The organism is Parafrankia colletiae (assembly GCF_001854655.1).
Classification (GTDB): Bacteria; Actinomycetota; Actinomycetes; order Frankiales; family Frankiaceae; genus Parafrankia; species Parafrankia colletiae.
Genome location: NZ_MBLM01000147.1, coordinates 1 through 26,279 on the forward strand (window position 1 = coordinate 1; position 26,279 = coordinate 26,279).

The window sequence follows — 26,279 nt, forward strand, 5'->3', positions numbered from 1 at the left end:
GGCTACGCGTGCACCAGATCCGACTGGAAGGCGGCGACGCCTCGTCCGACTCCTACTGCTTCCCATGACGCGATGTCGCCGGGTGCCCTCCGCCAGCCGCCACGCCGACAGGACGCTGGGTGGACACGAGGCTCAGGAGCGCCCAGCGTTCCTGTTGCCTGYGTAGCCAGGCGTGGGTGGGTGGGTTGACGGACACGGTCGGGCCGTTGACCTGCAGGTTCAGGTTCGCATTAGTGCTGGTTGGGTGCACTCGACCTTGTCGATGAACATCGACATACATCACGACCTGCAACTCTCGGAGAGTTCCGTGGAGTCGGACACCAACGGGGTCGAAGGCTGCAGCGCTCCGACCTGCTGGTTTGGGTTCGAGCCCTGTTGGGTCCGGAGCCCGGACAGCTTCTTGATCGCAGCACCCGCGTTGGATCGACTCGAAGATCGAGATTCAGCGCTATCGGCCAAGATGCGAGGCTGCGGGCCGTAGGGCCGGCCGTGCCCCGGCTCTTGGCGACCACGCGGCTCCCTCCTGCCCGTCTTTCACCGTCGCCGCGTTACTCCAGGTGGTACGCGGCTACGACGCCATCAAGACCGGCCTCATCTTCACCGCGGCCACTGTCGGCCTGGTCGCCGCCGCGTTGATGTCCCGGACCGCCTCCAGGGCCGACACGCCCGATGGCAGCCGGCCCGATGTCAGCCGCCCGCACGACTGACTGATCTCACTTCGAGACTCAGGTCAGAACGCGGGACTTCGCCCGCTCGAATTCCTCCGCACTGATCTCTCCTGTCCTCCGGAGGTCTACCAGTTTCGCCATTTCATTACCAACCCCCTGAGACTGCACCGCGGACGGCTGGAACGCCTGGTACAAGGCCTGCTGCCGCTGTCGGCCCTCAGCTGCCCGCTCGCCCATCGAATCGCCACGGCATATGGTGTACGCCAGAACACCCAGAAGCGGGRGGATGATAACGGCAGTCAACCATCCAGCCTTCCCCCAACCGGAGAGGTCACGACTGCGAAAAATATCCGATATAACAACGAAGAGCATGTACAGCCACAGGATAAGCCCGAATGCCATCAGBATCGTCCAGAAGGCGGACAGAAGTGGGTAATCCATGAAAATCCCCCTTGCGCAGGCCTACATCGAATCTCAAGACAATCCCAGAAAGCCTCTTTGACAGACAGCTACCCGAACTGCGCGTCACCACACGGTTCGCAGCCCTGACGGHGAGCGAAGGGGAAATCCGCTACGGCTCTGACGCCACCTCCAGGCCCGACTGCTCGAGCGTTTTCAGGTGCATCTGCACGATCTCTTCGAAGACCAGCGTTTTGCCGTGCACGATCGCGCCGAGTGTCTACTCAGGAGCCTGTGTCACCATTACTCTCGTCGTCATTAATCTCCCCTCGTCGCGACCGCTTTCATTCCGAGAACATTTTCCTGGTATCGGATTCCCAAGAACTGCGGTCCGCAAACAAATGACGCCAACAGATCGAGACAGAGAAAGCAGATCTCGATATTTCCGGAATTTCGCGGCGCCGTGTTCCCGCCTCGCCGGCCGCCAGTTTTCGGCTGCTCCTCCCAGGGAAAGACGCGGCCGCGAGACCGTGCTGACGGCCTCCCATGTAGAAAGCAGGAGGGACTGCGCCATGGTTTCCAGTGCTGGCGGCAGCTCCGACAGCCCGGCACGTTCGGACGACAAGGGTCCCCTGTCCATCGGGGAGCGGGCGGAGTACGAGCGGCTGCGCAGCGCGGCGGCGGTGCGGCACGACCGGGTACGAACCGTCGGGGCATCCCTCCTGGTCCTTCTGGCCGTCGTGCTGGCGCCGTTCGGCGTGATTGCCGCCTGGGCGGACACGACGATCTCCGACACGGGCCGCTACGTTGATACCGTCGCCCCGCTCGCCACCGACCCCGCGGTGCAGAACATGGTGATCGACCGTCTGACCGACCGGGTCGTCAGTAACGTCAACGTTGATCAGGTCGCCGCGTCGCTCGGCGGTCTCCTCGCGAGCAACGGTGCTCCCCCCGTTGTCGTGGACCATGCCGACGCACTGGCCGGCGCGCTGAAGACCGCCCTGACCAGCGCGGTACATCAGGTGGTTCAGGGAGTGGTCACCAGCGACCAGTTCCCCCTGGTATGGGAGAACGCGAACCGTCGGGCACATGCCGCCGTGGTGAAGGTTCTCACCGGCGAGGGCGGCAGTGCCGTGCAGGCCAAGGACAACACGATCGTGTTGGACATTGGCCCGGTCGTCGACAGTGTGCAGAAGCGGCTGGCCGACGCCGGCTTCGAGAAGGCCGGCAAGATTCCCGACGTCGACCGACAGATCGTGCTGCTACAGACAGACAAACTGACCAGGGCTCAGGGCGCCTTGCGTCTACTCGCGATCCTCGGCCTCTGGCTGCCGGTCGCCGTTGTGGCACTCGCCGCGCTGGGCGTATGGCTGGCGCCCTCGCACCGCGCCGGGCTCATGGCCACGGGCATCGGAATCGGCGTGACGATGATCGTGCTGCTCGTGGGACTGGCCGTCATGCGCCAGATCTATCTGGACTCCGTCCCGGCCGACATCCAGCCGCGGGACGCGGCAGCGGCCATCTACGACACTCTCGTCCGTTTCCTGCGCGACAGCGCGCTGACCTGGCTGACCATAGCCGCCATCATCGTGGTCGCTGGATATCTCTACGGGCCGGGACGCGGCGCTCGGGCCGTCCGCTCCGGCGCCGCCCACGCCATCGGGGCCATCGGTCAGCTCGCGGCCCGGGTGGGTGTGCGTACCGGCGGCGCCGGCCGCTGGTTGCACAGGCATCGCCGTCTCACCAGCGGGATCGTCATCGGGGCCGGGGCGCTGGCCCTGGCGCTGTGGAACTCTCCGACCCCGTCCTCGGTCGCCCTCGTCCTCGTGGTCGTCGTGGTTACCCTGGCCGCGCTGGGTGTCCTTGCCGCTGCCGGCACCACCCGGCCCAGTCCCGGGAGCCCCGACGACAGGCCTTCCCACGACGTCGTGGGGCCGCCGACCAGTGACCCCCACGCCGATACGCACGGGTAGGTTTCATGCCGGCGACCGGCCAACGGCGATGACGAGTACGGGTAGGTCGCCAGCGCGATCGACCCGCAATGCCACCACGCCAAGCCGGCCGCCGTCGAGCCGGGGCCGGGGCCGGGTGCCAAAACCACCAAGGCTGTGCAGTTGGTAGGCGGCGACTCCCTGATGCTCGCAGTCGTTCGAGGCCCGCGGCCGGCTCGCCGGTGCGGCCGGGTCGAAGGTCAGCTTTCCGAGCGCACGACCGCCCGCCCGGTCACCGACCGCGGGACGATCCGGATCCAGTAGGGCCGCTCGACGACGTCCGCCCAGGGCTCCAGGCCCAGGCGCTCCAGCGCCGCGGTCTGGGCACCTTCGACGACGGCCCTGGCCACACCGGTGACCAGGACGCTCCACCCCGCCTTGGTCACCGGGTCGAAGCAGTCGGCATGGAAGGAGACCAGGTCATGGTTCACCGCCGCCGACAGCTTGGAGCCGACGGCCGACCGGAAGACCACACTGTTCCCGTCCATCGCGTGGTTGACGGTCAGCAGGACCACCTCGCCGTCCGACACGAAGGCCACCCGACCCACCGGCACCGTCCCCAGCAGCCGGATGCATACATCGAACGGCAGCACGGCGAGGCCGGCGTGATCAAGTGCGAACTCCTCGGAGTCGATCAGCTCCTGCAGCGACAACGGGTCCACGGCTACTCCTCGATCTGACCGGCGGAAACCGATCCGCCGACCATGCCGCCGGCGGCCACCCGCGTGCCCCGTCCTGTTCTTCGACATCTCACGCTGGCGCACAGACCGTACCGTCGCGGTGTCGGCCGCGTGCGGTCACGACGCCGCGTCCGTTGGTCACGTCCGGGGGCGTGGTGTACGGAGAGGGTGGATTCGTCCGGGCTTTTCACTGGAGAAGTGGCGGCGGACGTCGTATGACCGGGGCCATCGTCAGCCACAATGCGTCGACTCAGCTCTTGGCGGGAGGGATGTTGGGGTTGAGCCGGAAGCGGTTTCCCGGGTCGTAGCTGCGCTTGACCTGTCGAAGGCGCTCGACGTTGCGTCCCCAGGCCCGTGCCCGGTCGGCGTCGTCGAGATCGGCGTCGCCGCCGAAGTTGAGGTAGGTGCCCGACGCGGCGGGCAGCGTGACGGCCTCGTCGTAGGCATCGCGCACCCAACGGATGTTCGCGGCGTTGTCGGCCGGGTCCAGCCAGTTTCCGTCGAGRCTCAGCATGTGTCGAGCGCTGCGATCGCCGAACGCGGTTTCCGTCGCCCCGACCCGCGACATGGCGCCTCCCAGGAGAGGCATGTGCACCATGGTCATCGGGTGCGGGCGGTCCTGACCGACGCGGACCACGAACGCGGTCACCTCCTCGTCGAGTCGGTCCAGGTAGACGGACTTCCAGTAGCTCTGCAGCCCGCCCTTCGGGAAGAAGGGGTCGAAGGAGGACTGCGCTGTCCGGTACGGCAGGGCCTGGCTCATGTCAGCGAGCGGCGAGCCGAACTCGGCAAGCGCCCGACACGCCCGCCGGCCCTCATCCGGGTCGCCCGCGTACAGGGCGGCCGCGATGAACACGTCGCGGTCGTGTACAGCGGGCGGGAGTGCCGGCACCGCCGGCAGCGACCACAGCAGGGCACGGCCGGTGACCTCCTCGGGGACGGTGGACGTCCAGTCCTGCCAGCGGGGAAGCACCTCGGCAGCGGCGTCGATCGGGTAGACGACCACGCTGTTCCAGACCACCGGACCGAGCGGGTACGCCTCGAACTCGAAGGACACCACCACGCCGAAGTTGCCGCCCCCGCCGCGCAGCGCCCAGAACAGGTCCTCGTGCTCGGACGTGCTACACCGCACGACCTCGCCGCTGGCCGTGACGACCTCGGCCGCACGCAGCGCATCGCAGGCCAGCCCGTACTTGCGGTGCAACCAGCCGATTCCGCCACCGAGCGTCAGACCAGCCACACCCGTGGTCGACACTATTCCCCCGGGTACCGCGAGCCCGTGCAGTTGCGTCTCACGGTCGACGTCGCCCCAGGTCGCACCACCTGCCACCCGCACACGCCGCTGTTCCGGGTCGACCCAGACACCCCGCATCCCCGACAGATCGATCATCAGACTGTCGTCGGCCGTGGAGGCCCCGGCGATGYTGTGGCCGCCGCCGCGGACAGCGACGAGCAGGTCTCGCGTTGCGGCGAGACGGACGGCGTCGACGACGTCGGCGGCCCCGGTACACCGGATGATCAGACCTGGTCTGCGGTCGAGCATCGCGTTCTGGATGACTCGCACGTCGTCGTACCCGACGTCGTCCGAGGTCAGAACCTGCCCGTGGAAGATCGTACGGATCTCCTCGACCGTCTCGTCCGAGAGTGTCTGCCGCTGGCCTCCCAGTGTGAGCACCTGTGCCGACATGAGCGCTCCTCCCCTTGTGCTCGCCGGTGTCCATCGGGTGGGCCCGGTCTGCGCCTCCTACCCCTACAGGGTCGCGCTACGACCAGGACGTCGCAAAACGTGCCCACATGGCAACCATGCGTTGCCGCGGGTGGTAGATCTGATGCCGGAGATCGGCGCCGGCCCGCTGTCCGCTCCTCGGCCGCTCCCGGCGCCATCAGGCATCCGAGCGGATGCCAGCCAGAAAAACCGGGCCCATGCCCTGGTGTTTCCCTGGCATTCCGGCGGCGACCCGCGCGTATGTTCGGCCCTGCCGTTCAGTTTACGGTCCACCTCGTGCCAAATTTACCGTACCACGGCACAGCGTTTCGGACGTAACCACTTTTCCCATCCATCCAGGGAGCCGATTGTGACAACTGCGCGACGACTCATCGATGTCAATCAAGGCGGCATGCCATGACGCGCCCGGGTTTCTGGTGGAATGCCTCGCGCGTGGACCAGGCGCATCACCCCTGCGAGGGAAGCGACGGAGCAGCGCATGCACAGGAACGGAATGCGACACGCCGCGGTTACGGCGCTGACGTTCCCGCCCGGCCACTTACTCCGACGGACGCGCTTGTACTCGGATACCAGCGAGCATTTCCGAGAACGCCGCTCTCGGTCGGTTACCTGCTGGTCGCCGACGGCCCCGCGCCCGAAGTCCAGGCGTTGCGCGAGCTTGTCGCGGACCGGGCACGCGACTTTCCTCCGCTGACCCACCGGATCGCCTCGACAGGACGGGGCCGGCTGGTCTGGATGACGGACGCCGGTTTCGCCCCGGCCCGGCACGTCCACGAGTACCGGCTCCCCGTGGAGCCGGGGCTCACCGGACTACGCGAGGCAGTGGGACGGCTGTCAGCGGTCGAGATCTCGTTGGATGCACCGCCGTGGCAGCTCTGGCTGCTCCACGGCCCCCACCGCGACGGATTCACCCTGCTGTACCGCGCCAGCCACGTGTGGATGGACGGGACGGCGCTGAACCTRGTGCTGGGAAAGCTGTTCGGCCTGTCCGGCCCGGGATCGGAGCGCGAACCTCCACGGATGTCGCCGGACCGTCGGCCCGGCCCTCGAGCTGTCTGCCGGGYCACCGCTCACTCACTCGGATGGCTCGCCCGGACGGCCACGATCGGCCCRCTCTCGGCGGCACCCACGGGATACCCGCACCACTCCTGGCTGGAGGTGGACCTGGCCAGGCTACGGGCGATCAACCGCGCCTACGGGGTGACCRTGAACGACGTGTTCCTGGCCGCGCTCGCCGGCGCTCTGCGTGCCTGGCCACGCCCCGGCTCCAGCCAGCCCGGCCACCCCGGCCGACGCCGGGGCCGGATGCACGCCGCGATGCCGGTCAGTACCCGCCGGGCGGCCGAGCGGGACCACGTGAGCAACCACCTGGCCACCGTACGGATCGCGCTGCCTCATGATGAGGCGTCGGTCCACCGGCGCGTGGAGGCGATCCACCGGCAGACCGTCCGACACAAGCGGGGCGGGACTCCGGGCGTCGCCGAACGTCTCTTCCTCTGGACGATTCCCGCGCCGTTGCGACCGGCCGCGCTGTCCACCGGGATCATGTCCCACGTCTTCGCGCTGACCGCGTCCAACCCGGGTGGCCTGACCGGCCCGATGGAGATCCTCGGTCGACCGGTCATCGCCGCCCTGCCCACCCCTCCGCTCCCCGCAGGCCAACGCCTGGCGGTCCTGCTCGGCGGGCTGGACGGCCAGGCGTGCATCGGTTTCACGATGGATAAATCGGTGCGGGACGGGACGCGGCTGCCGGAACTCGTCGAGGCCGAGCTGGGCGCGCTTGAAGCGGCGGCCGGCCTCCGCCACGRCCCGGTCCGGAAACTGGCCGAGAACCACGCCTTCGACACGGCCACACCCGCTTGACACGACCGGGAGGCGACCTGGGTCCGCACCCCGCCGACCAACCTGACTGGCGGAGATCCCGACCGCTGACACCACCGACACCGGCAACCTGCGGGCCGCGCAGAGTCTCGCCTACGGCCCGCCCGCGTCCGAGCATTCAGAGCTCGAGGCCCGTCTCGCCAAACGCCGACGAGGACGTCACCTGGCTCGAAGATCCACGAGAAGCGACCTACCTCGCCACCGCCACCGGCACGGCGGGTTCGGCCGGGCGGGCCGTCATGGCCTGTGCGCGCAGCGGGCGCAGCAGCAGCGCATAGGCGGGCCAGGCCAGCACCGCGACGGCGAGGAACAGCAGCTGTACGGGCAGCCTTCCACCGACCAACGCGACCAGCCCGCCGGCCAGGGGCAGGGTGCTCTGGTTCAGCAGCACGATCAGGCTGATGACGCGGCCCCGTTCGGCCGCGGCGATCCAGTGCAGCCGTTCGACGCGGATGAAGACGTTGAACAGTCCGGTCATGCCAATGCACAGGCCATAGCCGAGCACATACAGCGGGAACAGCTGCGCGACCCCGATGAGGGCCGCACCGGCGGCGCTGACCAGGAATGACAGTACGCCGACCCGGTAGATGGACACGCGGCGCAACAACCACGTCATCGACAGCAGGGTGACGATCGAGAACACGCCGACCGTGATCTGCAACGTCGCGAAGACCGTGTCGCGCTGGTGGAAGTGCCCGATGGTCAGGGGTGCGCCGGTGGCCATGGCGAGACCCACCATCAGGTTGGCGACCATCGTCAGCCCGACCAGGGACAGCAGGATCGGCGTCCCGGCAAGGCTGCGGATGCCGACCCGAAGGTCACCGACCACACTGCACCGCATGTCAGTCGAGACATCCGCGGCTCCCGCACCACCTGCACGACCTGCACGACCTGCGGCATTCACAACGTCTGCGGTATCCGCGGTCCGGGCGCCGAGGCCGCGCAACGCGGAAACACCGCACGCGCCCATCGCGAACGCCACCCCGCTCACCCAGAGCAGCTGCGTCGGGGACACCCAGAGCAGCATCAGACCGCCCAGGGCCGGTCCGAAGACCCMCGATCCGCTGTTGATGATCTGCAGCACGCTCTGTGCCTTTGCCAGGTCCTCCTTCGGCACCAGCTGCGGGATGGTCGATTCGAGCGCGATGAACGTCTGGGCGTAGCAGAACGCGCACAGCGCCATGAGCGCCGCGGTCAGCCCGAAGGTATGCCCCGGCCACCTGGCCAGCGCCAGCACGGTGAGCAGGCACGCCGCCGCCCGGACGCTGTCGCTGGTGGCGTAGACCCGGCGTCCGCCGAACCGGTCGGACAGCACTCCGGCCAACGGAAGGGAACTCAGCCGCGGCAGCCATTCGATCAGGAACGCGAGGCCCGCCAGCGACACACTGCCCGTCACGGTGTAGATGATCAGAGGCACGGCGAACTGGAGCACCTGGTCACCCAGTGTTGACAGGACGCGGGCGCCGAGGAACACCCGCAGCCGCCAGCTGCCCAGGCCCCGATCAGCGGGCGCGGACATCGACGTCGATCCGTTCCTCGATGGCCGCGCTGAGCTCGTCGAGGCGGTCCAGCAGCGTCACGACGTCGTCGGCGACCAGGATGATCTGCCCGACGAAGCCGGCGTTGTCCGCGACCTCGGCGCGCACCTGCTGCCCGGGCGACGTGCAGAGCTCCGCGTCATGCAGCGGGATGCCGAGCTCGTCCGCCACGGCCGCGACGTCCGGGGTCGAGACGACGACGCCGTCCCGCGGCGCGCGCAGCATCCGGATGCCGCTCACCGCCTGGGCCTCCGGCCGGCTGGGCCGCATCGCACCGCCGGTCGACCAGCGCAGCCATTCCCGCCATGGATCGAAGCCGGGGAAGGCGAGCCTGGCCAGATCCCAGATGTGCATGCCGCCGGGGCGCATGTTGGTCTCGACCGCCGCGACCCCCTGCTCCAGCAGGAACAGCTCGGTGTGGAACGCCCCGTTGGCCGGGGACACCAGCGCCCGGACGTGGGCGCCGGCCTGATCGAGCAGGGCGGTCTGCACCTCGTCCAGCGGCGCCGGCACGACCTGCTGGAACTCGGCGCGGAACCGGCCCGGGGTGGTGCGCTTCTCCGTCAGCCAGCGCGCACCGCCGACGAAGTCCCAGCTGTATTCGCGGGCGCCGGTCACCAGCGTCTCCACCATCACGCCGCGGTCGTGGTACGGCTCCAGGGCCGTCCACAGCGCCGGGCAGGCGGCGAGGTCGGGCACGAGCTGGCAGCCGCGGCTGTTGCCCTCGCTGGTCGGTTTGACGAACGCCGTGCCGCCGAAGCGCGCGACGGCGGCCTCGAACTCGGCGAACGAGTGGACGACCAGGCTGCGCAGCGGCGTGTAGCCGGTCGGATGGTCGTCAGACGCGGCCTCGACCGCGCGGAACCGGTGTTTGTCGAGGCCGATCGCCGCCCGGGTCGGCTCGGCGCCGGGCAGCCCGAACCGCGCCGCCAGGTGTGCCCCCAGCACAACGCCGCGGTCGGAGAACGGCAGCACGCCGATCGGCCGCAGGCCGTGGTGGCCCAGCTGCGCGGCGACCTGCCCGGCCACGGCAGCTGCATCCGGTGCGTCGTCCGGGGCGAGTTGACCGAGCAGGCCGAGCGGGACGGCGATCACGACGTCGGCGGCGGCGGCGTCCTGCGGCCTCGGCTGGTCCGTGACCAGGACGAGCCGCGCCCGGTACTCCTGATGGCACAGGTCGCGCAGCTTCGCGACGTCGTAGATGCGGGTGTTGTTGTAACCGGTGAGGACGAAGCACGCGGCGTTCATGCCTGTTCCAGGACGGCTGCTGGTTCCAGGACGGCTCATGCCGGTTCCAGGACAGCCGTCTGCGTGCAGATCTCGGCGAGGGTGTCCCGCAGCTCCCGGGCGGTGCCGCGGACCACCCCGGACAGCGGTGTCGCCGCCGCCGCGTAGCTGATCTCGCCCGCCCTGGCCGCAGGGCGATCGTTGTGCACGTAGGAGACCAGGCGCCCGGCGAAGCGGTCCGGGTCGAAATCGACGCTGGTGCCCTGGGCACGGTGGTGCGCCGGGAAGACGAACCAGCCGTACCAGTGCGCCGAGGGCCGCATGGAGGGCTCCTCGATGTCTCCGAACAGTTGGTGTGCGAGGTCCAACTGGTAGAGGTTGACGCCGGTGCGCAGCTCGAACGTCTCCGCGACGCCGGCGCCGCCGACCCGGCTCGCCGTCTCCAGGAACAGGAACCGGCCGTCGCTGGCCCGGATCAGCTCGAAGTGGAAGGCGCCGTCGCGCTGGCCGAGCACGGGCAGCGTGCGGCGCAGAAGCGCGAGCGCGCCCGGCTCGTCCGGTGTCTGCGCCGAACCCAGCGGGCTGCCGTGGGCGAAGTTCAGGCAGTCCCCGACGTAGACGCTGCTCGTCACCGTGCGGACGGCACCGCGGCGCAGGTAGCCGTCGAGGTGCCAGATCTCGCCGGGCACGAACTCCTCGACGAACACGTCGGACGCCGCCCCGCGCCCGGCGAGACGGTCGAGGATCTGCCGGGCATCGCCGGTCTCGATGCCGGTGCTGGACGCCTCCAGGCGAGGCTTGATCAGATACGTACCGGTGGCGGGCGGGTCGCGGCGGAAGTCCGCGACGCTCCAGAACGCCGGCTGAGGGATACCGGCGTCCGCGGCGCGGGTGCGCATCAGCCACTTGTCCCGCAGCGGCGCGATGTCGGCCGGCAGGTCACCGGGGATGCCGAACCTCGCGCGCAGGTGTGCCGCCGGCAGCAGGTCGTACTCGGAGCGGGCGATCAGCCGATCGGCCGTGCCCAGCCAGTCGGCGTGCTGTGCGGCCAGCGCGTCGACGTCCGCGGTCGGTGTGGTCAGGACCCGCCGGCCCGCACCGGCCGGCAGACCGTCGGTCGTGCCCGTCGAGCTGAGGTAGCGCACGACGTGGCGGCCGTGGTCGACGGCCAGGTCGTAGCGGATCTTGGCGAACGGGATGCGATGCAGGATGACGATGTTCATGGGCGGTAGCCGATCTCCAGATAGGACTCCGTCTCGACGACGAAGTCGGCCGGCAGGTCGGGGCCGAGCGCGGTGACGTCCCACAGCGCCTGGCCGACGAAGATCTCCCGATCGACGTGTGGCAGCGTGTCGCCCTCGTGGACGAAGACCTTGTCCTCCAGGACCTCGATCCGGCCCGGCCGCCGGCTCAGCCGTGCGACGTGGCGCCCCGGCTCGCCGAAGAACACCCGGAAGAAGGTCCTGCGCACACCGTCGCCCGGCGGCTCGGCGGCCGGCGACTCGGCGGCCGGTAGCTGGCTGGGGTCGCCCACCAGCAGGTCGACCCACCGGCCCAGCAGGTCCACACCGCTGTGGAGCCGCGTGCTGGGGACGATGTACGCACCACCGATCCGCGGATTGACCTCGACGATCTCCCAGGCGTCCCCGCTGGTGTACCGGGCCTCGACGTGGTGCACGCCGGTGTCCACACCCAGCGCCTTCAGCGCGAGCGTGACCTGGTCGACGCCGTGCCCGACCACCGCGGCGTCAAGCGAGACGGGTGGGCAGGCGCAGGCGTTCTCGAGCACCGTCCGCCCGGACTCGCGCAGGTCGACCTTCTCGTGCACCGCGTGCACGCTCACCGAGCCGTGCTCGACGCTGACCTCGAAGCTGCACTCCACGCCGTCGATGAACTCCTCGATCAGGAACGACGGGGTGCCCTCGAAGGCACCGGCATAGGCGACGTCGCGCGCCGCGCGTTCCCAGAGCCTCTCCAGCTCGGCGGCGTCCCCGAGCCGGTCCGCACGCAGCGCGCCCAGCGAGGCGAACCCGGTGCGCGGCTTGACGAAGTACCGGGACGGGTCGGTCAGGCCCGCGTAGCGCTCGGCGTCGAACGGCCAGGCCGCCACCTGCGACAGACCGTGCTCGCGCAGCCGCTCGCGCATCCTCAGCTTGTCCCGCAGCCCGCGGACGGTCTGTTCGGTCAGGTCGCCGACGCCGAGCGACCGGTTCGCGGACGCCATCAGCTCCCGGTAGGCATCCCAGACGGTGATACAGCCCAGCAGCCGGACGCCGGTCGCCGACAGCCGCGCGAGCACGGCGTCGACGTCGGCGGGCCGCAGGGCGTGGCCGTCGGTGACGTGCAGCGCCGCGACCTGCGAGCCCCAGTCCGGCGTCCCGGCATCCTGCGCGGGACGCGACGACAGGACGTAGGGGGTGATCCCACGCTGGCGCAGGGCATCGACCAGCGGTGGCACCATGGTTTTGAGCTGGTGCGCGAGAATGAGAAATCCAGGATTCCCAGCCATGTCGATAATCCGTTCTCAAGGACCGGGCCGGGTCGGCGGCATGCGTGATGGGCCGCCACCGACCCGGCGGGATCAGGCCGACTGCAGCTCGGTGGTGCCGAAACGCTCGTACATGTCCACGAAGAACTGCCTGAGCAGCTCCTGGATCTCGTCGAAGTATCGCTTGATGTCGACGATGTCCTGTTCGCTCTCAACGAAGAGACTGAGTATGTTCCACATGTCCTGGGTGTGGTCCTCGACGAGATCCGTGTTCAGGTGTGCGGCCTGACCGACGATCATGTCCTTACCCAGCGACGTGGACATGGCTCTGATCTRCTTCGGGGTGATCTTCTGTGTGGTGTACTCCACCAGATAGCTGTAGCAGATCACGCCGAGAACCTTTTCGTGCTCCGCGACAAAATACAGGTAGCCGGCCAGCAGACGGGTGTAGAGATTCGGCTCGGTCGCGAAGATGTCCTGGGCCGACAGACCCACCTTCTCGGCGTCCTTCATGAACAGGACGTCGTGYAGCATCTCCTCGTCCTGATAGGCGGCGTAGAGCTTGGCCGCCTCGGCGTTTACGCGGGTGATCTTGTGGAGTGCGTAGGACTGCGCGGTGCGCATCAACCGGATACGCCAGGCATGCTCGATCAGGGTCTGCCGGTAGTACTGCAGGTGGATCTCGGTGCCCTCGAGGTGCCGGGCGAACGGCACGGTCGCGTTCCACTCCTCGATCTTTGCGTCCAGGAAGGTGTCGATGTCCTGCTTGGCCCGGGCGCTGTCGCCGGAGGAGAGGAACGGCTTGCGGCGCAGCAGGGCGCTGTGGGTGAGGCGGTTCGAGGTCTGCATGCCAGTACTCCCGTGCTGGTAGATGCTGGTGGATGCTGGTTTCGGGGAATCGTGCTCAGTTGACTTCGTCCAGGACGGCGTCGCCGTACGCCCGGCTCTGACAGGCCAGGCGCATCGCCGGGCTGTCCTCGCCGAGGAGCTCGAAGAGCCGCTCCTCCCGCGCGGTTCGCGGCGACAGGTTCTCCCCACCGCTCACGATCCGCACGACACAGATCCCGCACCTGCCGGATCTGCAGCCGAACGTGATGATGTCGTCCATCTCGGTCAGTTCGACGGAACCATCGAATTCGACCGTTTCATCGGCGTTGACAAATTTCAGACTTGACATTCGACACCTCCATGCCGGCCTGTCGGACGGGCAGCCGACCGGCCAGGCGCAGAACCGTCGTCGACGTTGTTCTCAGCTCCCCGCACAGTGACTCCTTCAGCGCTCTGGCCCGGCACTCCCGCGCAGGAGAGATCCGGCGCCTTCTCCTCTGACAGTCCCGGCGGTCACACGGTCTTCTGGATCGATCGCACCTGCGCCGRCATCCGGCAATGCAGGCCGGGATATCCCGCACAAGGCACATCGACACCGCTTCGCAATCCTCTTCGGAGAGCGGCGAGGAATGCGTCGGAACCGTGGCCACGCCACTGGCCAGCAGGTTTCCGCAACCGCCTGTCGGCTGACCGGGGTAGCGGTGACCACCTGCGCCACAGCCATCCGGTTTCCGTTTGATGACGGGACTACGTGAATGACCTTACGCGCCGCCTCGAGAACGGTCGCCTGACACGGCCTAACACGTCTGTCGAGGAGCCGACATGTCAGTCCGGAGCCGATCCCCGCCCGGCGAGTGAACAGGCCTGACGAGAGCAGGAACGCGACTTTCGGCGTTTCTCTGTCTCTTTGGCGTCTTTCTCGGGCCGGATCGCCGGCCACCGGGGACGCCCGCGATCATGGCGCTCCTGGTCCGCACAGGCCACCTCAGTCCTGCCCGGTGGGCCCGCAGGGGTGGTTCGTTCGGCGCGAGAGGTCTCGCGATGCTCCCTCCTCCGGGCAACACCGGGAGTTAGACACCCTCGCCAACAGCCCCGATCCGGGACGCCCATCGCCATCGGCTCCACGCCGTCGTGGGCAGGCGGCTGACGAACCCGCAATCCCGTCTCCTCGAACAGCTGCTGCCGACCGAAGGCAGAACACTCGACGGACGCCCCGGCCGCGGCCACCGATCGCGCTGACCTTGCGAGGTCGGGTGGTCGGACGCGCGGGCCCGGGCGATCGGCCCGCTCGACTCAGACTTCCCTGTAACCCACCGCGTCCCGCACCACTCGGGCGTACCGAGTGGTCATCATGGTCTGCGCCCGTAGACCTGCGGGGCCGGCGAGTCGCGGCAGGAATCCGTTCGGCCGGCTGAAGGCTGTGATGCCCAGCCAGACCGCGTCGTCGGCGTCGCGCTCGACGACGAAGGCCTCCTCACCGACCTCAGGATGATCAGGCAAGGTCCCGTAGGCGAAACCACGCCGGTCGGGCTCGTCGAGCACCCACACGACCCGGCAGGCGGCCAGCACACCGACCCCTCCCCAACCCGCGCACATCACCACGGTCGCCCCGACATCCGCCCCGGCGGACGACGCAGCCAGCCTGAGTCCGGCACGCCGGTGCATCCCCCAGCTCATGACCACCGCAGCCGCCACCGAGAACGCCGGCTGCCCCTGCCCCAGCAACACACGACGGCGCAGATGCCGATAACCGTCGGGTAGATCGGTCGCGGTCGCCCCACGCTCGGGGTAGGTCAGCTCAGCGTCCTGACAATGGACCAACTCCTGTTCCAGCCCCGCGGCGACAAGCAGACGCATCCTCACAGCATCCCCCGCGAGGAACCCCTGTTCGCGACGAGGAGCAAGGCGTCGTGCTCATCGAACCCGGTCAGTGGCGCGTCGGCGCAGGCGCACCGATCCGCTGCCGTTCTCGCCGAGTCGCAGCGCGAGTCCGTACCCGACCAGGACGATGAGGTGGAGAAGGAAAAGCCAGAAGCCGACCGCGACGGCGGCGCCCACCGGATAGAAACCACCGAACGGCAGACCGAGATCCAGGGTGAACGACAGGAAGAGCACGAAACCCTGCACGAACCCCGCGACGAAGGATCCGGTCGTTCCCGCCGCGCACAGCGTCGCCGGCCAGGCCGGCCGGCCGGGGCCGACCACCCGGTAGACGAAGGTCAGGGTCGCGGTCAGTACCAGCCAGTCGACCGTGAACGCGACGACCACACCGAGGGCCGCCGACAGGCCGCTGTCGGCGAACAGGCGCGCCAGCACCGGCGTCACGAGCAGCACCGGAAGCAGCAGCACCGGCGCGGCGGCCAGAAGCGGCAGCACGCTGAGTCGTCCGCGCCATCCGACCAGATCCTCGCGCTGTCCGGCGAGCCGCACGAACGCCCGGCGCAGCCCTTCGCCGTAGAACGTGGCCGGAACCGCCGCACCCGCCACGACCAGCGGCGACATCGTCGTCGCGGCCTGGAACGCCGTGTCGACGACCGCGGGCGCGCCCAGGCCGCCGGGCAGGGCCTCGGCCAGCGAGCTGCCGAGCTCGTGGGTACGCGCTTCGCCGAGTAGCAGGTCGATCAGGCTGATCGCGACCAGCACGCCCGGGACCAGCGCGATCGCGGCGTAGTAGGTGACTCCGGCGGACATCAGCGCGAGATCGTGGCCGCGCAGGCCGTCGACGACATCCCGGCCCAGCGCCACGACCTGCCGGGCGGCTCCTGTCGGGGCACCTTCCATACCGACAGCGTCGTCGGCGGAACGCCACCCCGCACTCTCCGATGCCGGACTGCTGGCGACACGGACTCAGAGCAGGTCGTGGTCACGGGCGAAGAGGGCGGCCTGGGTGCGGTCGCGCAGGCCGAGGCGGTCGAGGATGCGGGAGATGTGGTTCTTCACGGTCCCCTCACTCAGGTAGAGCCGGGCGGCGATCTCCCGGTTGTTCAGCCCGGCCGCGACCTGGCGCAGGACGTCGATCTCCCGTGCGGTCAGACCGGCGGCTGTGGGCCTGTCGACCGACCAGCCGGCTGGGGGCGGTGTCGCGGCTGGCGAAGCCGCGGCTGACAGTGCCGCGGCTGACGGATCCGCGAGCGCGTCGGTGGGGGTGCGGGCGGGGAAGGGGGCTGCGCGGTCCAGAACCGTGGTGAGGCGGGCTGCGGCGGCCGGGTCGAACTGGACCACGCCGGCCTGGGCCAGCCGGACGGCGGCGGCGAGTTCCGCGGCCGGACGGTCCTTGAGCAGGTAGCCGGCCGCGCCTGCGCGGAGCGCGCGCACCACGTAGTCCTCGTCATCGAACGTCGTGAGCATCACCACCCGGCAGGCCGGCACCTGTTCGGCCAGTTCGGCTGCCGCTGCCACACCGTCCAGCACCGGCATCCGCACGTCCATGAGGACCACGTCCGGGCCGAGGGCCAGCGTCCGCTCGACCGCCTCCCGGCCGTCTGCCGCCATGCCGACGACCTCGATGCCCGGCTGGATGTCGAGCAGGGCGGCGATGCTCTCCCGGATCAGTCGCTGGTCGTCGACAACCAGCACCCGTACAGGCGGGCGCGAGGATGGCGTGGGGAGGCCCGCGCGGGACCCGGGTCCGGGAGCGGCAGCTTCGGTCATGGGGCCGGCTCGGTCATGGGGCCGGCTCGGGCTGGTGGGGGATCGTGATGGCCAGGCGGGTGCCCCGACCTGGCTCGTTGTCGACCGTGACCGAGCCGCCGACCAGAGTCACCCGCTCGCGCATACCACGTAGGCCGAAGCCCTCGCGGCCGGGATCGAACCCGTGGCCGTCGTCGGCGACGACGAGACGGGCCTCGGTCGGCGCGCAGTGGACGGTCACCGACACGCGGGTGGCGCGCGCGTGTCGGCGGACATTGGTGATGCCTTCCTGCGCCGCCCGGTAGAGCGTCATCAACACCGCGGGCCGGTACCGGTGCTCGTCGCCGGACCAGTCCACCGTCACGGCCAGCTGGCCGTCGTCCGTCCGCCGGGCCTGTCTCGCCAGCTCGTCCAGGGCCGCGGAAAGCCGGAAGGGAGCCTCGCGCAGCGTGCCGACGGAGCGGCGGACGTCGTCGAGCGCGAGCCGCGCCGACCGGTGCGCGTCCTCGATCGCGGTGTCCGCGGCCACCGGGTCGCGGTCACGGAAGGCGGCCGCCTTCTCCAGCAGGACCGAGATGGCGGTCAGATGGTGGCCGAGCCCGTCGTGGATGTCGCGGGCGACCCGGTTGCGTTCCGCGGCGGCGGACAGCTCGGCCACCCGCTCCGACGACGCCCGCAACCGTTCGTTCGCCTCCTGGGCACGTGTTCTGGCCCGCCGTTCCTCGGCGGCGACAGCGGCCGTCGTGATCGTCAACACCAGCCCGAGGACGAACATCAGCAGGTCCGAGATGTGTTCCGGCGAGCGGTACCAGCGGGGTTCGGTCAGCTGGAACGCCATGACGACGGCCGCGGCGCACCCGGCGCCGACACCGATGCTCACCGCGCGGCCGAACGCGAAGTACGCGGTGAACGGCAGCAGCAGGAACAGCACCCGGGCGAGCCCGGCTCCGTCCCCGGCTGCGATCAGGACGAACAGCGCGGCGCGCGCGGCCAGCAACCCGAGGGCCGCGGGGCGCGGGGCGCCGGCTGGGAACCGCCGTCGCTCGGCGAGGTCCAGGACGGCTGCCGCGGCCAGCCCGCCGACAAACGGCAGCTGCCTCGTGTCACCCAGGCCGGCGAGGCCGGCGTACTCGCCGGCGACCAGCACGCCGGCGTACAGGACGGGTGCGACCCACGGAACCGACGGCGACACGGCGTCAGGGTACGTCGACGGGCGCACTCGCTGGTATATCCGAAAGGCACGTACCCGAAGGCACATGCCGGAAGGCATGGTTGCGCACCGGGTACCGATGGGCAGGCGGCCAACGGGCACTTCCGGCGCAGCTCACCGCTTCCTACGGTCCGGGCATGTACTTTCTTCTGCGTTTCGGAGCTGTCAGTGGTCTGCTGGCCGGCATCTTCATCGCGGTGCCCGGGATGATCGAGGCGTTCACCGGTGAGACCCTCGCCACCAGTCTGGCGCTCGGTGTCTCACCGGCACTGGCGGTTCCCCTGCTGCCGGCGCTGCGCCTCGTCCTGCCGACCGCGGGCGACCGCCGCCGCACGGGCCGCACGGGCCGGCTGGGCACGGCCGACCCGGCCGACCCGGCCGTCTCCGCGGGCAGAGGCGGCTCCGAGGGGGCCTTCGCCGACACCGCGTTCGCCGTGAACCTCCTCGGGCTCGGGCTGTTCGGCGGAGCCGCCTACGCCCTGAACGTCGTCGTCTACCCGCTCGGCGACGACACCGACCTCGCCACGGCGAGCCGCGTCGCACTGCTGGCCAGCGCCGCCGTCTTCGTCGTCGGCGTGGTGCTGTTCGGGATCGCCCTGCTGCGCGCCGGCGCCTATCCACGCACGCCGGTCTGGCTCTACCTGCTGGGGTTTCCGCCGTTCGCGATCGCCGCGCGGCTGCCGGACACTCCGGTGACCAGCCTGCTGCACGTGCTCGTCGGGGGCGCCGTCGCCTGGCTCGCCCTGTCCTGCTGGCGGCTTGCCGGTGCCACCGGCGGATCTGCGGCCTGACCGCCGCCGGAGTCGGGAAGCCCGCGTACCGGGCGAGCATGTCAGCCCGTGGGGGCCGGCGGCGCCGGCCCCGCGCCTGGTGTCAGGTCAGGCAGGGGCGTCGGCACCCTGCGTCGAGGTCGCGAACTCCTCGGGGCCGTTCTGCGCCGCCGCCGGATCCATCCACATGACCTGCCAGCCGTGGCCGTCGAGGTCGAAGAAGCTGCGTGAGCACATGAAGCCGTAGTCCTCCAGGCCGTCCGCCTCGACGCCGCCCGCGGCCAGCGCGGCCTCGGTGACCGTGTTGACCTCCTCTCGGGACGACACGCTGAAGCAGTAGAGCGCCAGCGCGTGCGTGGCGGGATCGGCCATCGGCAGCTTCGAGAACTCCGCGAACTTCTGGTGGCTGAGCAGCATGACGCTGGCCTGCTCGCCGACCAGCATGCAGGCGGCGGTCTCGTCGGTGAAGCTCGGGTTGAAACTGAACCCGAGCTTCGCGAAGAACGCCTTGCTGCGCTCGAGGTCCGCTACGGGGATGTTCACGAACAGCATGCGGCCAGGGTGTGCGGGGGTGGTCACGGCGGGTCTCCAGATCCGTAGTGCGACGGGGTACGTCCTGGTAGACCAGGCGGGCCCGCGGAACTCATCGGTGGAGCTCGCAGCCTCCACGCGCCAGACCACCGGGCGGCCTCACCATCTCCCCCGCCTCCCCCGCGCCCAGGCACGAGACGTCAGGCGAGCCGTCACCGGCGCGCGCCAGGCTGTTGCGCTCTGCGCGGATCCCCTCTGTTCTCCACTGGCCACCGGTGGGACCCGTCATGGTCGTCACCGGGCAGGATCTCGTGGCCGCCGACACGATTCGGCCGCACTGCCACCTCAGGCTTTCAGTAGCCGACGGTGAATCGCTGCTGGATATGGCGTGGAGTCTCGACCTCATCGACGATGGCTACTGCGAGGTCCTCGGCGGATATATCGCTCGCGCCCGCCGCTGTGACCAGAATCTGGTTGGTACCGGTCCGGAAGCGGCCGGTGCGCTCACCGGAGGTGATCAGTCCGGCCGACGGGCTGAGATACGTCCATTTTCTGTTCGACAGGCGGTACAGGTTCAGGGCCTCCCGGTGGGCCAGTACGACCTTCACATAGTCAGTGGGGACTCCGAGGGCCGCGGGCAGGCCTTCCGCAAAGCCCTCCAGGTCAACGAGCTGCCGGCCTGGCTCCACCTCCAGACTGCCAGCGCCACCGACGACGATGAGCCTCGTGGCCGGATGCCGTTCCATTGCTGTGAGCACAGCGCGGGCGGCGGCGGGCAGAACCCCTGCGTTGGCGATGCTCTCCGGAATGCTGTTTCCGGTATTGATCGCGTTGACGATGACGTCATGCCCCGCGATGACCCGTGCCACGTCCGTCGGGTCGATGACGTCGGCCTGGGTCCACCGGGCCGGGGCCGGTTGTGGAGGGAGGCGGGAGACATCGCGAGTCCACCCCGTCACCTGATGGCCTCGGGCGAGCGCCTCGGAGACAACGCACCGGCCGATGGTTCCGGTTGCCCCGAATACTCCGACCTTCACCTTTTCTCCTCCATGTTCCGTACGGGGATCTTCTCTACGAGCCGCACGCCTGCTGGGCGATGCGCGGTTTACTCCGAACCGGGTTACGCCCTGACCGCGGTAATGTCGCCGACCTGACCGTCCGACCGGTCGCACGGCGGCCTCGCGGCGTTGATCAGCGTCCTCGCGCCTCGGCGAGTCGGGGCAGCGCGTCGGCATCGGTCGCATCGGCGGCGATCCGCTCGATCAATGGGTGCTCGGGTCCCCCCGCGCCGGCTGGCCAGGCGGACGCGCGCACCGTGTCGGGCCAGCAGGCGGCGGTGGGGGTGACACCGGCACCGGCATCGGTGAGCACGTGCAGCGGCATGGTGTTCGTCTTCCGCTCCGGAGGGCCCACGCGGGTTCGTGGGTGCCTGTCTCACCCTGCTGCCTGCCAGAAACATACGGTAGTGGCCCGAATGCCACATAGCCCAAGGATCAGGCCATGCTTCGGATCGTCGTCGTCGCCGTCCCGCCAGTCACCACCCTTGATCTGTCCATCCCGTCGGCGATGTTCCCGGCCGCGATGGTCGACGGCCAGCCGGGCTATGAGGTCGTGATCTGTACGCCCGAGCCCGGGATCGTGCCCGGGTACATCGGGCCCAGTGTTGTGGTGGAGCACGGCCTCGACGTCATCGACAGCGCCGACACGGTGATCGTCACGGGGACCGGAGCTCGCGCCCACGCGGGCCAGCGGGTCCTGGAGGCACTACGGCGGGCCGCCGACGATGGCCGTCGGGTCGCCTCGATCTGCACGGGCGCCTTCGTGCTGGCCCAGGCCGGGTTGCTCGACGGTCGCCCGGCCACCACGTACTGGCAGTACTCCGACGAGATGCGTCGCAGCTTCCCCGCCGTCGACCTGCGGCCCGACGTCCTGTACGTCGACGACGGGACGATCCTGACCTCCGCCGGCCTCGCCGCCGGTCTCGACCTGTGCATCCACATGATCCGGCGCGACTACGGGGCGGTGGTCGCCAACGCCGTCGCCCGAGCCGCGGTCATCGCGCCGATCCGTCCCGGCGGCCAGGCCCAGTTCATCGAAACACCGCTGCCGCCGGAAAACGGGACATCACTGGCCGACACCCGCGCCTGGGCGTCAGAGCATCTCGCTGAGCCGCTGACCCTCGGGCGCCTCGCCGCCCACGCCCACACCAGTACCCGCACTCTCACCCGCCGGTTTCGCCAGGAGACTGGTCTGAGCCCCTTGCAGTGGTTGCTGCACCAGCGGATCGACCGGGCCCGTGAACTCCTCGAGGCGACGGATCTGCCGATCGCCGCCATCGCCCGGCAAAGCGGCCTGGGAACCCCCGAGTCGCTGCGCCTCCACCTCCTGCGCCGCAACGGGCTCACCCCCAGCGCCTACCGCAACGCATTCACCCGTCGAACCAACCCCGACCTGACCCGCCACGCCATGGCCAGTAACGACGACGCCGCAGTCACCGACGTCGTGTTCGATCCCACCGAGCGGCTGCTCGCCATCGGGAGCGATGACGGATGAAACACCGTGGCGGCAGCCGGCCGCAGCGGCCCGTGGAGCAGGATCCGTCGCGGCGACTCGAAGACTCTTCAGACCAGCCCGCCGGCAGGGTAGGTTACCCTTACCTAAGTGGCCGGCTCACGTCGGCCGGCACCTGCTCTTCCACTCCGACCGAGAGGAGACACGGCGTCGATGGCCAGGCCAGAACCACACCGTGCGAAGGTCCAACGGACTGAGCGGATCGGCCCACACATGATTCGGGTGGTGTTCGGCGGCGCCGGGCTGTCCAGGTTCGCCGCCGGCGAGTACACCGACCACTATGTCAAGCTGGCGTTCCCGCTCCCTGGTGTGACCTACCCGTTGCCGCTGGACCTGGAGCAGGTGCGGCGCGATATGCCGCCTGAGAGCTGGCCCACCACCAGGACCTACACGGTGCGCGCCTGGGATGCCGACAAGGGCGAACTGACGATCGACTTCGTCGAACACGGCACCCGCGGTCTCGCCGGACCGTGGGCGGCGGCCGCGCAGCCCGGTGACGACCTCCTGATCTTCGGACCAGGTGGGGGCTACGCGCCGGACCCGGCCGCGGCCTGGCATCTGTTCGTAGGCGACGAGAGCGCCCTGCCGGCGATCGCCGCGTCGCTGGAGCGGACCCCGACCGGCGTACCGGTCCACGTGTTCGTCGAGGTCGGCGGCAGCGACGAGGAGATCCCGCTCGACGCGCCGCCCGGCGCCATCATCACCTGGCTCCACCGCGGCCAGCATCAGGTCGGCAAGCTGGCGGTCAGGGCCGTCGCCGCTCTCGACCTGCCGTCCGGCACCGGCCAGGCGTTCGTGCACGGCGAAGCCAACATGGTGAAACAGCTGCGGCGCATTCTGCGGGTCGAGCGCGGGCTGGCACCGCGGCAGCTGTCCATCTCCGGCTACTGGCGTCTCGGCGCGGACGAGGACGGCTGGCAGGAGTCCAAGGGCGAATGGAACCGCAACGTGGAAGCCGAGGAACGAGTCGCGCTCGCCCGCTGACGTGTCGCCGCAGCCCTGCGAACGGGTCAGTGAGCGCGAGTCCCGGTCTCGGTGGCGAAGCGTTCGATGTGCTCGGTGCGGCCGGTGACGACGATCATGTCGTCGAGGTTGAGGACGGTGGTCGGTTCGGTCGGGCCGAACTCGCCGCCAGATCGTTTCACCGCGACGACCGTCACGCCGAAGCGGCTGCGCAGTGCCAGGTCCTGCAGTGTGCTGCCGCAGATCGACCGCGGGGCGCGCAGCTTGGCGATCGCGAACCCCTGGTCGAACTCGACGAAGTCGGTGAGCCGGCCGGAGAGCAGGTGGGCGACCCGCTCACCTGCGTCGCGTTCGGGGTAGACGACGTGCGACGCGCCGATCCGCTCCAGGATCCGGCCGTGCTGACGGGTGATCGCCTTCGCCCAGACCTCGGTCACGCCCAGGTCGAGCAGCACACCGGTGGCCAGCAGGCTCGCCTCGATGCCGGTGCCGATGGCGACGACCGCCCGTTCGAAACCGTCGGCACCGAGCTGGCGGAGCGCCGCCTCGTTCGTCGCGTCTGCCTCGACGACGTGCGTCAGCGTTCCCGACCACTCCTGGACGAGCTCACGGTTCTCGTCGACGGCCACCACGTGCTGACCCTGGCGTTGCAGTGACTCGGCGAGCGTGCCACCGAACCGCCCCAGCCCGATGATCAGCACGGCGTTCGAATGCCTGTCCCGTCCCACCCGTCGTCACCCCACTCCTGCTCGTAGCGGTCTGTTGCCGGAGGGCGAACCGATCCGACCCACCCGGTTCGGATGGGCCGCAGGCATCAGCCCTGATGGGCCCGGTCGGGTCGATCAGGGCCCGACCGTCACCCGACGATCGGGCGTTCCTCGGGCAGCCGGTAGAGCCGGCGCCGTTCCCTCAGGGCCAGCGCCGAGGCCAGGGTAATGGGACCGATGCGGCCGACGAGCATGAGGATGACGAGCACGTACTGGCCGAACGCCGGCAGCTGCGCGGTGATCCCGGTGCTGAGCCCGACCGTGCCGAAGGCCGACGTGACCTCGAAGAGGACCTGATCGAGAGAGTGGTCGCTGACGGTCAGGATGCTCAGCGTCCCGATGACGACGATCGCGATCCCGAGCAGGGCCACCGCGATGGCCTGGCGCAGCGCCGTGTGGGGGACCTGCCGGCCGAACGCGTCGACGGTGTCGTCGCCGCGCGCCTCCGCGATGATCGCAAAAAAGAGGATCATGAACGTGGTGACCTTGATCCCGCCGGCCGTGCTGGCACTGCCGCCACCGATGAACATCAGCACGTCGGTGACGACCAGGGTGGCCGGGTCGGCCTGGCCGTAGTCGATCGCGTTGAAGCCGGCGGTACGCGCCGTGACACTCCCGAAGAAGCCGTTCAGCATTTTCCCGGGGTAGCCCAGCGGGCCGAGTGTCGCCGGGTTTCGCCATTCCAGCGCCGCGACGGCAACCGCTCCGCCGACCAGCAGGATCCCGTAGCCGAGCAAAGTCATCCTGGTGTGCATCGACCAGGTCCTGGGAGTGCGTAGTTCGTGGCGCAGCTCGAAGAGCACCGGGAAGCCGAGACCACCGAGGATCGCCGCGAGACCGATCGTGAGGATGATGACCGGGTCGGTCGCGAACCCCATGAGGTTGTCCGGGTAGAGCGCGTAGCCGGCGTTGTTGAACGCCGTGATCGAGTGGAACAGCCCGAGATAGGCGGCCCGGCCGACCGGCTCGTCATACCCTGACCACAGGCGTCCGAACAGGACGAGCGCGGTCACCRCCTCGATGGCGAAGGTGGTCGCGGCGACCCCGCGCAGCACCCGCCGGACATCGCCCAGCCCCAGAGACTGGGTTTCGGTCGCGGTGAGCACCTGGATCCGCAGCCCGAGCCGGCGCGAGACCAGCAGCCCGAGCAGGGATGCCGACGTCATGAACCCGAGGCCGCCGAGCGCGACGGCGGTCATCACCACGACCTCGCCGAAGGTCGACCAGTGGGTCGGTGTGTCGACGACGGCCAGCGCCCCGCTGGAAGCGCCGGTAGCAGTGAACAGCGCCTCCCGGAAAGTGGTGTCCACGCCGGGTTCCGCGGCGACCGGCAGCAGGAGGAGGACGGTCGCGGCGGATACCGTCGCCAGGAATCCGAGTACGACAAGCTTCACGGGATGACCCAGCCGAACGGCAATCTGATGCAGCCGACGGGTACGCCGCCGGGCACGCCGTTCCGGCCGGGTCAGCGACGCCTCGCCCCCGTCTCCGCCGCTTTCCCCGGTCGCGTGAGGCGGAAAGCGGTCCGGTGCGCCATCGCGACCGCGCTCACCGCGCTCACCGCGTTCACCGCGCTCACGACCGCTCTCGCCCGGCGAAGCCCCGTCCACGACCACCCGCCCTCTCGGCGCAAGCCTGCCATCGGGGGGCGCGCCGGGCCGCGCCGGCCTCATGCCGGCCCGATGACGTTGGGGTGCAGGTTCGCATCAGTGCTGGTTGCGCGCTTCAGCCAGCCGATTCGTCCGTCCCGTCGAGTAGCGCCTGAGTGAGCAGCGTCGCCGTGGTGTGCTGCCAGCGTTCGGGTGACCAGCCGAGGGGACCGGTGGCGACGATGTAGTTCTCGGCGCTGGTGATCAGGAAGGCGAGATCGGCGGCGTCCTCGACGGTGAGTCCGGGGCGGAGTGCCGCGCGATCGGCGAGCAGGCCGGCGAGGGCGCGGAACGCGGTGCGGCGCTGAGCCTCGTTCACGTCCCACTGCGCCGCGAGGTCGGGGTCGGTGCCGACGGTGCCGCGGACGACGGCGAGCAGCGGCGCCACCCGTTCCATGATCTCGCGGCCACCGGCCGTCCAGAGCTCGATCACACGGACCGGGTCGGGTTCGGCGGCCATCTCCTCGAGCCACGGGCGGTCGAGGAGTGCGACCGGCTCGTCGTCGCCGACGGCGGCCACGTCGAGCGCCTCCTTGAGCAGGGTCGCCTTGTTCCCGAAGTGGAAGTAGACGGTCTGCACGGCGACGCCCGCGCGCGCCGCGACCTGGTCGAGCGTCGTCGCGCCGTAGCCCTGGTCGAGGAACAGGTCCGCCGCCGCGGCGATGATCCGCCGCCTGGTCAGCCTGGTCTTCTCGGCCCGGCTCAGCTTGTCCTTGACCCGACTCGGCTCGTCCTTGACGACATCACCCACTCGCTAGAGAC

The 26,279-nt window shown here is 69.6% G+C and carries 25 protein-coding genes; 6 read left to right on the top strand and 19 right to left on the bottom strand.

Translation table 11 applies throughout. The features are described from left to right. Positions 1-557: 557 nt before the first annotated feature. Entirely contained in the window at positions 558-707 is a 150-nt protein-coding gene (locus CC117_RS37600) for a hypothetical protein (RefSeq protein WP_157905456.1), read from the top strand. A gap of 18 nt (positions 708-725) precedes the next feature. On the opposite strand, the gene CC117_RS26090 is transcribed toward CC117_RS37600, so the two are convergent. After that, on the bottom strand, positions 726-1,109 hold the full coding sequence (locus tag CC117_RS26090) for an SHOCT domain-containing protein (protein ID WP_071088699.1): 384 nt from the start codon (positions 1,107-1,109) through the stop codon (positions 726-728). A gap of 530 nt (positions 1,110-1,639) precedes the next feature. Between CC117_RS26090 and CC117_RS26095 the strand changes: the two genes are divergently transcribed. Beyond that, complete coding sequence (locus tag CC117_RS26095) at positions 1,640-3,040, top strand: hypothetical protein (protein ID WP_071088701.1); 1,401 nt, start codon at positions 1,640-1,642, stop codon at positions 3,038-3,040. A 218-nt stretch (positions 3,041-3,258) separates the two neighbouring features. Here CC117_RS26095 and CC117_RS26100 read toward each other — a convergent pair whose 3' ends face one another. Continuing rightward, entirely contained in the window at positions 3,259-3,720 is a 462-nt protein-coding gene (locus CC117_RS26100; RefSeq protein WP_071088703.1) for a pyridoxamine 5'-phosphate oxidase family protein, read from the bottom strand. A gap of 268 nt (positions 3,721-3,988) precedes the next feature. Beyond that, complete coding sequence (locus CC117_RS26105; protein WP_071088705.1) at positions 3,989-5,425, bottom strand: FAD-binding oxidoreductase; 1,437 nt, start codon at positions 5,423-5,425, stop codon at positions 3,989-3,991. A gap of 435 nt (positions 5,426-5,860) precedes the next feature. Between CC117_RS26105 and CC117_RS26110 the strand changes: the two genes are divergently transcribed. After that, positions 5,861-7,327: a wax ester/triacylglycerol synthase domain-containing protein gene (locus tag CC117_RS26110; protein ID WP_071088707.1), complete on the top strand. Its 1,467-nt coding sequence runs from the start codon at positions 5,861-5,863 to the stop codon at positions 7,325-7,327. A gap of 208 nt (positions 7,328-7,535) precedes the next feature. Here CC117_RS26110 and CC117_RS26115 read toward each other — a convergent pair whose 3' ends face one another. The 10 genes from CC117_RS26115 to CC117_RS26160 all read right to left on the bottom strand — a co-directional run bounded on the left by CC117_RS26115 (position 7,536) and on the right by CC117_RS26160 (position 18,248). After that, positions 7,536-8,864, bottom strand: coding sequence for an MFS transporter (locus CC117_RS26115; RefSeq protein WP_241830432.1), 1,329 nt, complete (start codon positions 8,862-8,864; stop codon positions 7,536-7,538). Then, the gene (locus CC117_RS26120) at positions 8,848-10,131 is read right to left on the bottom strand and encodes an ATP-grasp domain-containing protein (protein WP_071088709.1); all 1,284 of its coding nucleotides are present in this window, start codon (positions 10,129-10,131) and stop codon (positions 8,848-8,850) included. The genes CC117_RS26115 and CC117_RS26120 overlap by 17 nt, the downstream gene beginning before the upstream one ends. A gap of 35 nt (positions 10,132-10,166) precedes the next feature. Further along, positions 10,167-11,333, bottom strand: a complete 1,167-nt coding sequence (locus tag CC117_RS26125; RefSeq protein ID WP_071088711.1) for an ATP-grasp domain-containing protein — start codon at positions 11,331-11,333, stop codon at positions 10,167-10,169. Beyond that, complete coding sequence (locus CC117_RS26130; RefSeq protein WP_071088713.1) at positions 11,330-12,619, bottom strand: ATP-grasp domain-containing protein; 1,290 nt, start codon at positions 12,617-12,619, stop codon at positions 11,330-11,332. The genes CC117_RS26125 and CC117_RS26130 overlap by 4 nt, the downstream gene beginning before the upstream one ends. A 72-nt stretch (positions 12,620-12,691) precedes the next feature. Next, a complete protein-coding gene (locus CC117_RS26135) occupies positions 12,692-13,447 on the bottom strand; it encodes a hypothetical protein (protein WP_071088716.1) in 756 nt (251 codons plus the stop codon). A 55-nt stretch (positions 13,448-13,502) separates the two neighbouring features. After that, positions 13,503-13,775: a 2Fe-2S iron-sulfur cluster-binding protein gene (locus CC117_RS26140; protein WP_071088718.1), complete on the bottom strand. Its 273-nt coding sequence runs from the start codon at positions 13,773-13,775 to the stop codon at positions 13,503-13,505. Positions 13,776-14,719: 944 nt separating this feature from the next. Beyond that, entirely contained in the window at positions 14,720-15,283 is a 564-nt protein-coding gene (locus tag CC117_RS26145) for a DUF1990 family protein (RefSeq protein WP_071088720.1), read from the bottom strand. A gap of 57 nt (positions 15,284-15,340) precedes the next feature. Next, positions 15,341-16,207 (bottom strand): YihY/virulence factor BrkB family protein, encoded by an 867-nt coding sequence (locus CC117_RS26150; RefSeq protein WP_241830433.1) that lies wholly within the window; start codon positions 16,205-16,207, stop codon positions 15,341-15,343. Positions 16,208-16,273: 66 nt separating this feature from the next. After that, positions 16,274-17,077 (bottom strand): response regulator transcription factor, encoded by an 804-nt coding sequence (locus CC117_RS26155; RefSeq protein WP_084132815.1) that lies wholly within the window; start codon positions 17,075-17,077, stop codon positions 16,274-16,276. Between the two features lie 13 nt (positions 17,078-17,090). Further along, entirely contained in the window at positions 17,091-18,248 is a 1,158-nt protein-coding gene (locus CC117_RS26160) for a sensor histidine kinase (protein ID WP_071088788.1), read from the bottom strand. 155 nt (positions 18,249-18,403) lie between these two features. Between CC117_RS26160 and CC117_RS26165 the strand changes: the two genes are divergently transcribed. Further along, positions 18,404-19,057, top strand: coding sequence for a hypothetical protein (locus CC117_RS26165; protein WP_071088724.1), 654 nt, complete (start codon positions 18,404-18,406; stop codon positions 19,055-19,057). Between the two features lie 87 nt (positions 19,058-19,144). On the opposite strand, the gene CC117_RS26170 is transcribed toward CC117_RS26165, so the two are convergent. The 3 genes from CC117_RS26170 to CC117_RS26180 form a co-directional block, all read right to left on the bottom strand. After that, on the bottom strand, positions 19,145-19,588 hold the full coding sequence (locus CC117_RS26170) for a VOC family protein (RefSeq protein WP_071088726.1): 444 nt from the start codon (positions 19,586-19,588) through the stop codon (positions 19,145-19,147). A gap of 332 nt (positions 19,589-19,920) precedes the next feature. After that, the gene (locus CC117_RS26175) at positions 19,921-20,604 is read right to left on the bottom strand and encodes an NAD(P)-dependent oxidoreductase (RefSeq protein ID WP_071088728.1); all 684 of its coding nucleotides are present in this window, start codon (positions 20,602-20,604) and stop codon (positions 19,921-19,923) included. Positions 20,605-20,758: 154 nt separating this feature from the next. Continuing rightward, positions 20,759-20,950, bottom strand: a complete 192-nt coding sequence (locus CC117_RS26180) for a hypothetical protein (RefSeq protein ID WP_131803138.1) — start codon at positions 20,948-20,950, stop codon at positions 20,759-20,761. 117 nt (positions 20,951-21,067) lie between these two features. On the opposite strand from CC117_RS26180, the gene CC117_RS26185 reads away from it, so the two are divergent. Both CC117_RS26185 and CC117_RS26190 read left to right on the top strand, forming a co-directional pair. Continuing rightward, positions 21,068-22,120, top strand: a complete 1,053-nt coding sequence (locus tag CC117_RS26185) for a GlxA family transcriptional regulator (RefSeq protein ID WP_241830435.1) — start codon at positions 21,068-21,070, stop codon at positions 22,118-22,120. 171 nt (positions 22,121-22,291) lie between these two features. Continuing rightward, positions 22,292-23,122 (top strand): siderophore-interacting protein, encoded by an 831-nt coding sequence (locus CC117_RS26190; RefSeq protein ID WP_071088731.1) that lies wholly within the window; start codon positions 22,292-22,294, stop codon positions 23,120-23,122. Between the two features lie 26 nt (positions 23,123-23,148). Here the strand turns inward: CC117_RS26190 and CC117_RS26195 are convergent, their stop codons facing one another. The 3 genes from CC117_RS26195 to CC117_RS26205 all read right to left on the bottom strand — a co-directional run bounded on the left by CC117_RS26195 (position 23,149) and on the right by CC117_RS26205 (position 26,268). Then, positions 23,149-23,829, bottom strand: a complete 681-nt coding sequence (locus tag CC117_RS26195) for a potassium channel family protein (protein ID WP_071088733.1) — start codon at positions 23,827-23,829, stop codon at positions 23,149-23,151. A 128-nt stretch (positions 23,830-23,957) separates the two neighbouring features. Beyond that, complete coding sequence (locus CC117_RS26200; RefSeq protein WP_084132821.1) at positions 23,958-25,262, bottom strand: TrkH family potassium uptake protein; 1,305 nt, start codon at positions 25,260-25,262, stop codon at positions 23,958-23,960. 331 nt (positions 25,263-25,593) lie between these two features. After that, positions 25,594-26,268 carry a TetR/AcrR family transcriptional regulator gene (locus CC117_RS26205; RefSeq protein ID WP_071088735.1) on the bottom strand — a complete coding sequence of 225 codons (675 nt, stop codon included), beginning with the start codon at positions 26,266-26,268 and terminating at the stop codon, positions 25,594-25,596. Positions 26,269-26,279: the final 11 nt, after the last annotated feature.

Bases quoted from the DNA above. Each gene is read 5' to 3' on its own strand.
- CC117_RS26095 (WP_071088701.1), top strand. From the start codon at position 1,640: ATGGTTTCCAGTGCTGGCGGCAGCTCCGACAGCCCGGCACGTTCGGAC.
- CC117_RS26120 (WP_071088709.1), bottom strand. From the start codon at position 10,131: ATGAACGCCGCGTGCTTCGTCCTCACCGGTTACAACAACACCCGCATC.
- CC117_RS26125 (WP_071088711.1), bottom strand. From the start codon at position 11,333: ATGAACATCGTCATCCTGCATCGCATCCCGTTCGCCAAGATCCGCTAC.
- CC117_RS26130 (WP_071088713.1), bottom strand. From the start codon at position 12,619: ATGGCTGGGAATCCTGGATTTCTCATTCTCGCGCACCAGCTCAAAACC.
- CC117_RS26140 (WP_071088718.1), bottom strand. From the start codon at position 13,775: ATGTCAAGTCTGAAATTTGTCAACGCCGATGAAACGGTCGAATTCGAT.
- CC117_RS26145 (WP_071088720.1), bottom strand. From the start codon at position 15,283: ATGCGTCTGCTTGTCGCCGCGGGGCTGGAACAGGAGTTGGTCCATTGT.
- CC117_RS26150 (WP_241830433.1), bottom strand. From the start codon at position 16,207: ATGGAAGGTGCCCCGACAGGAGCCGCCCGGCAGGTCGTGGCGCTGGGC.
- CC117_RS26155 (WP_084132815.1), bottom strand. From the start codon at position 17,077: ATGACCGAAGCTGCCGCTCCCGGACCCGGGTCCCGCGCGGGCCTCCCC.
- CC117_RS26165 (WP_071088724.1), top strand. From the start codon at position 18,404: ATGTACTTTCTTCTGCGTTTCGGAGCTGTCAGTGGTCTGCTGGCCGGC.
- CC117_RS26170 (WP_071088726.1), bottom strand. From the start codon at position 19,588: ATGCTGTTCGTGAACATCCCCGTAGCGGACCTCGAGCGCAGCAAGGCG.
- CC117_RS26180 (WP_131803138.1), bottom strand. From the start codon at position 20,950: ATGCCGCTGCACGTGCTCACCGATGCCGGTGCCGGTGTCACCCCCACC.
- CC117_RS26185 (WP_241830435.1), top strand. From the start codon at position 21,068: ATGCTTCGGATCGTCGTCGTCGCCGTCCCGCCAGTCACCACCCTTGAT.
- CC117_RS26190 (WP_071088731.1), top strand. From the start codon at position 22,292: ATGGCCAGGCCAGAACCACACCGTGCGAAGGTCCAACGGACTGAGCGG.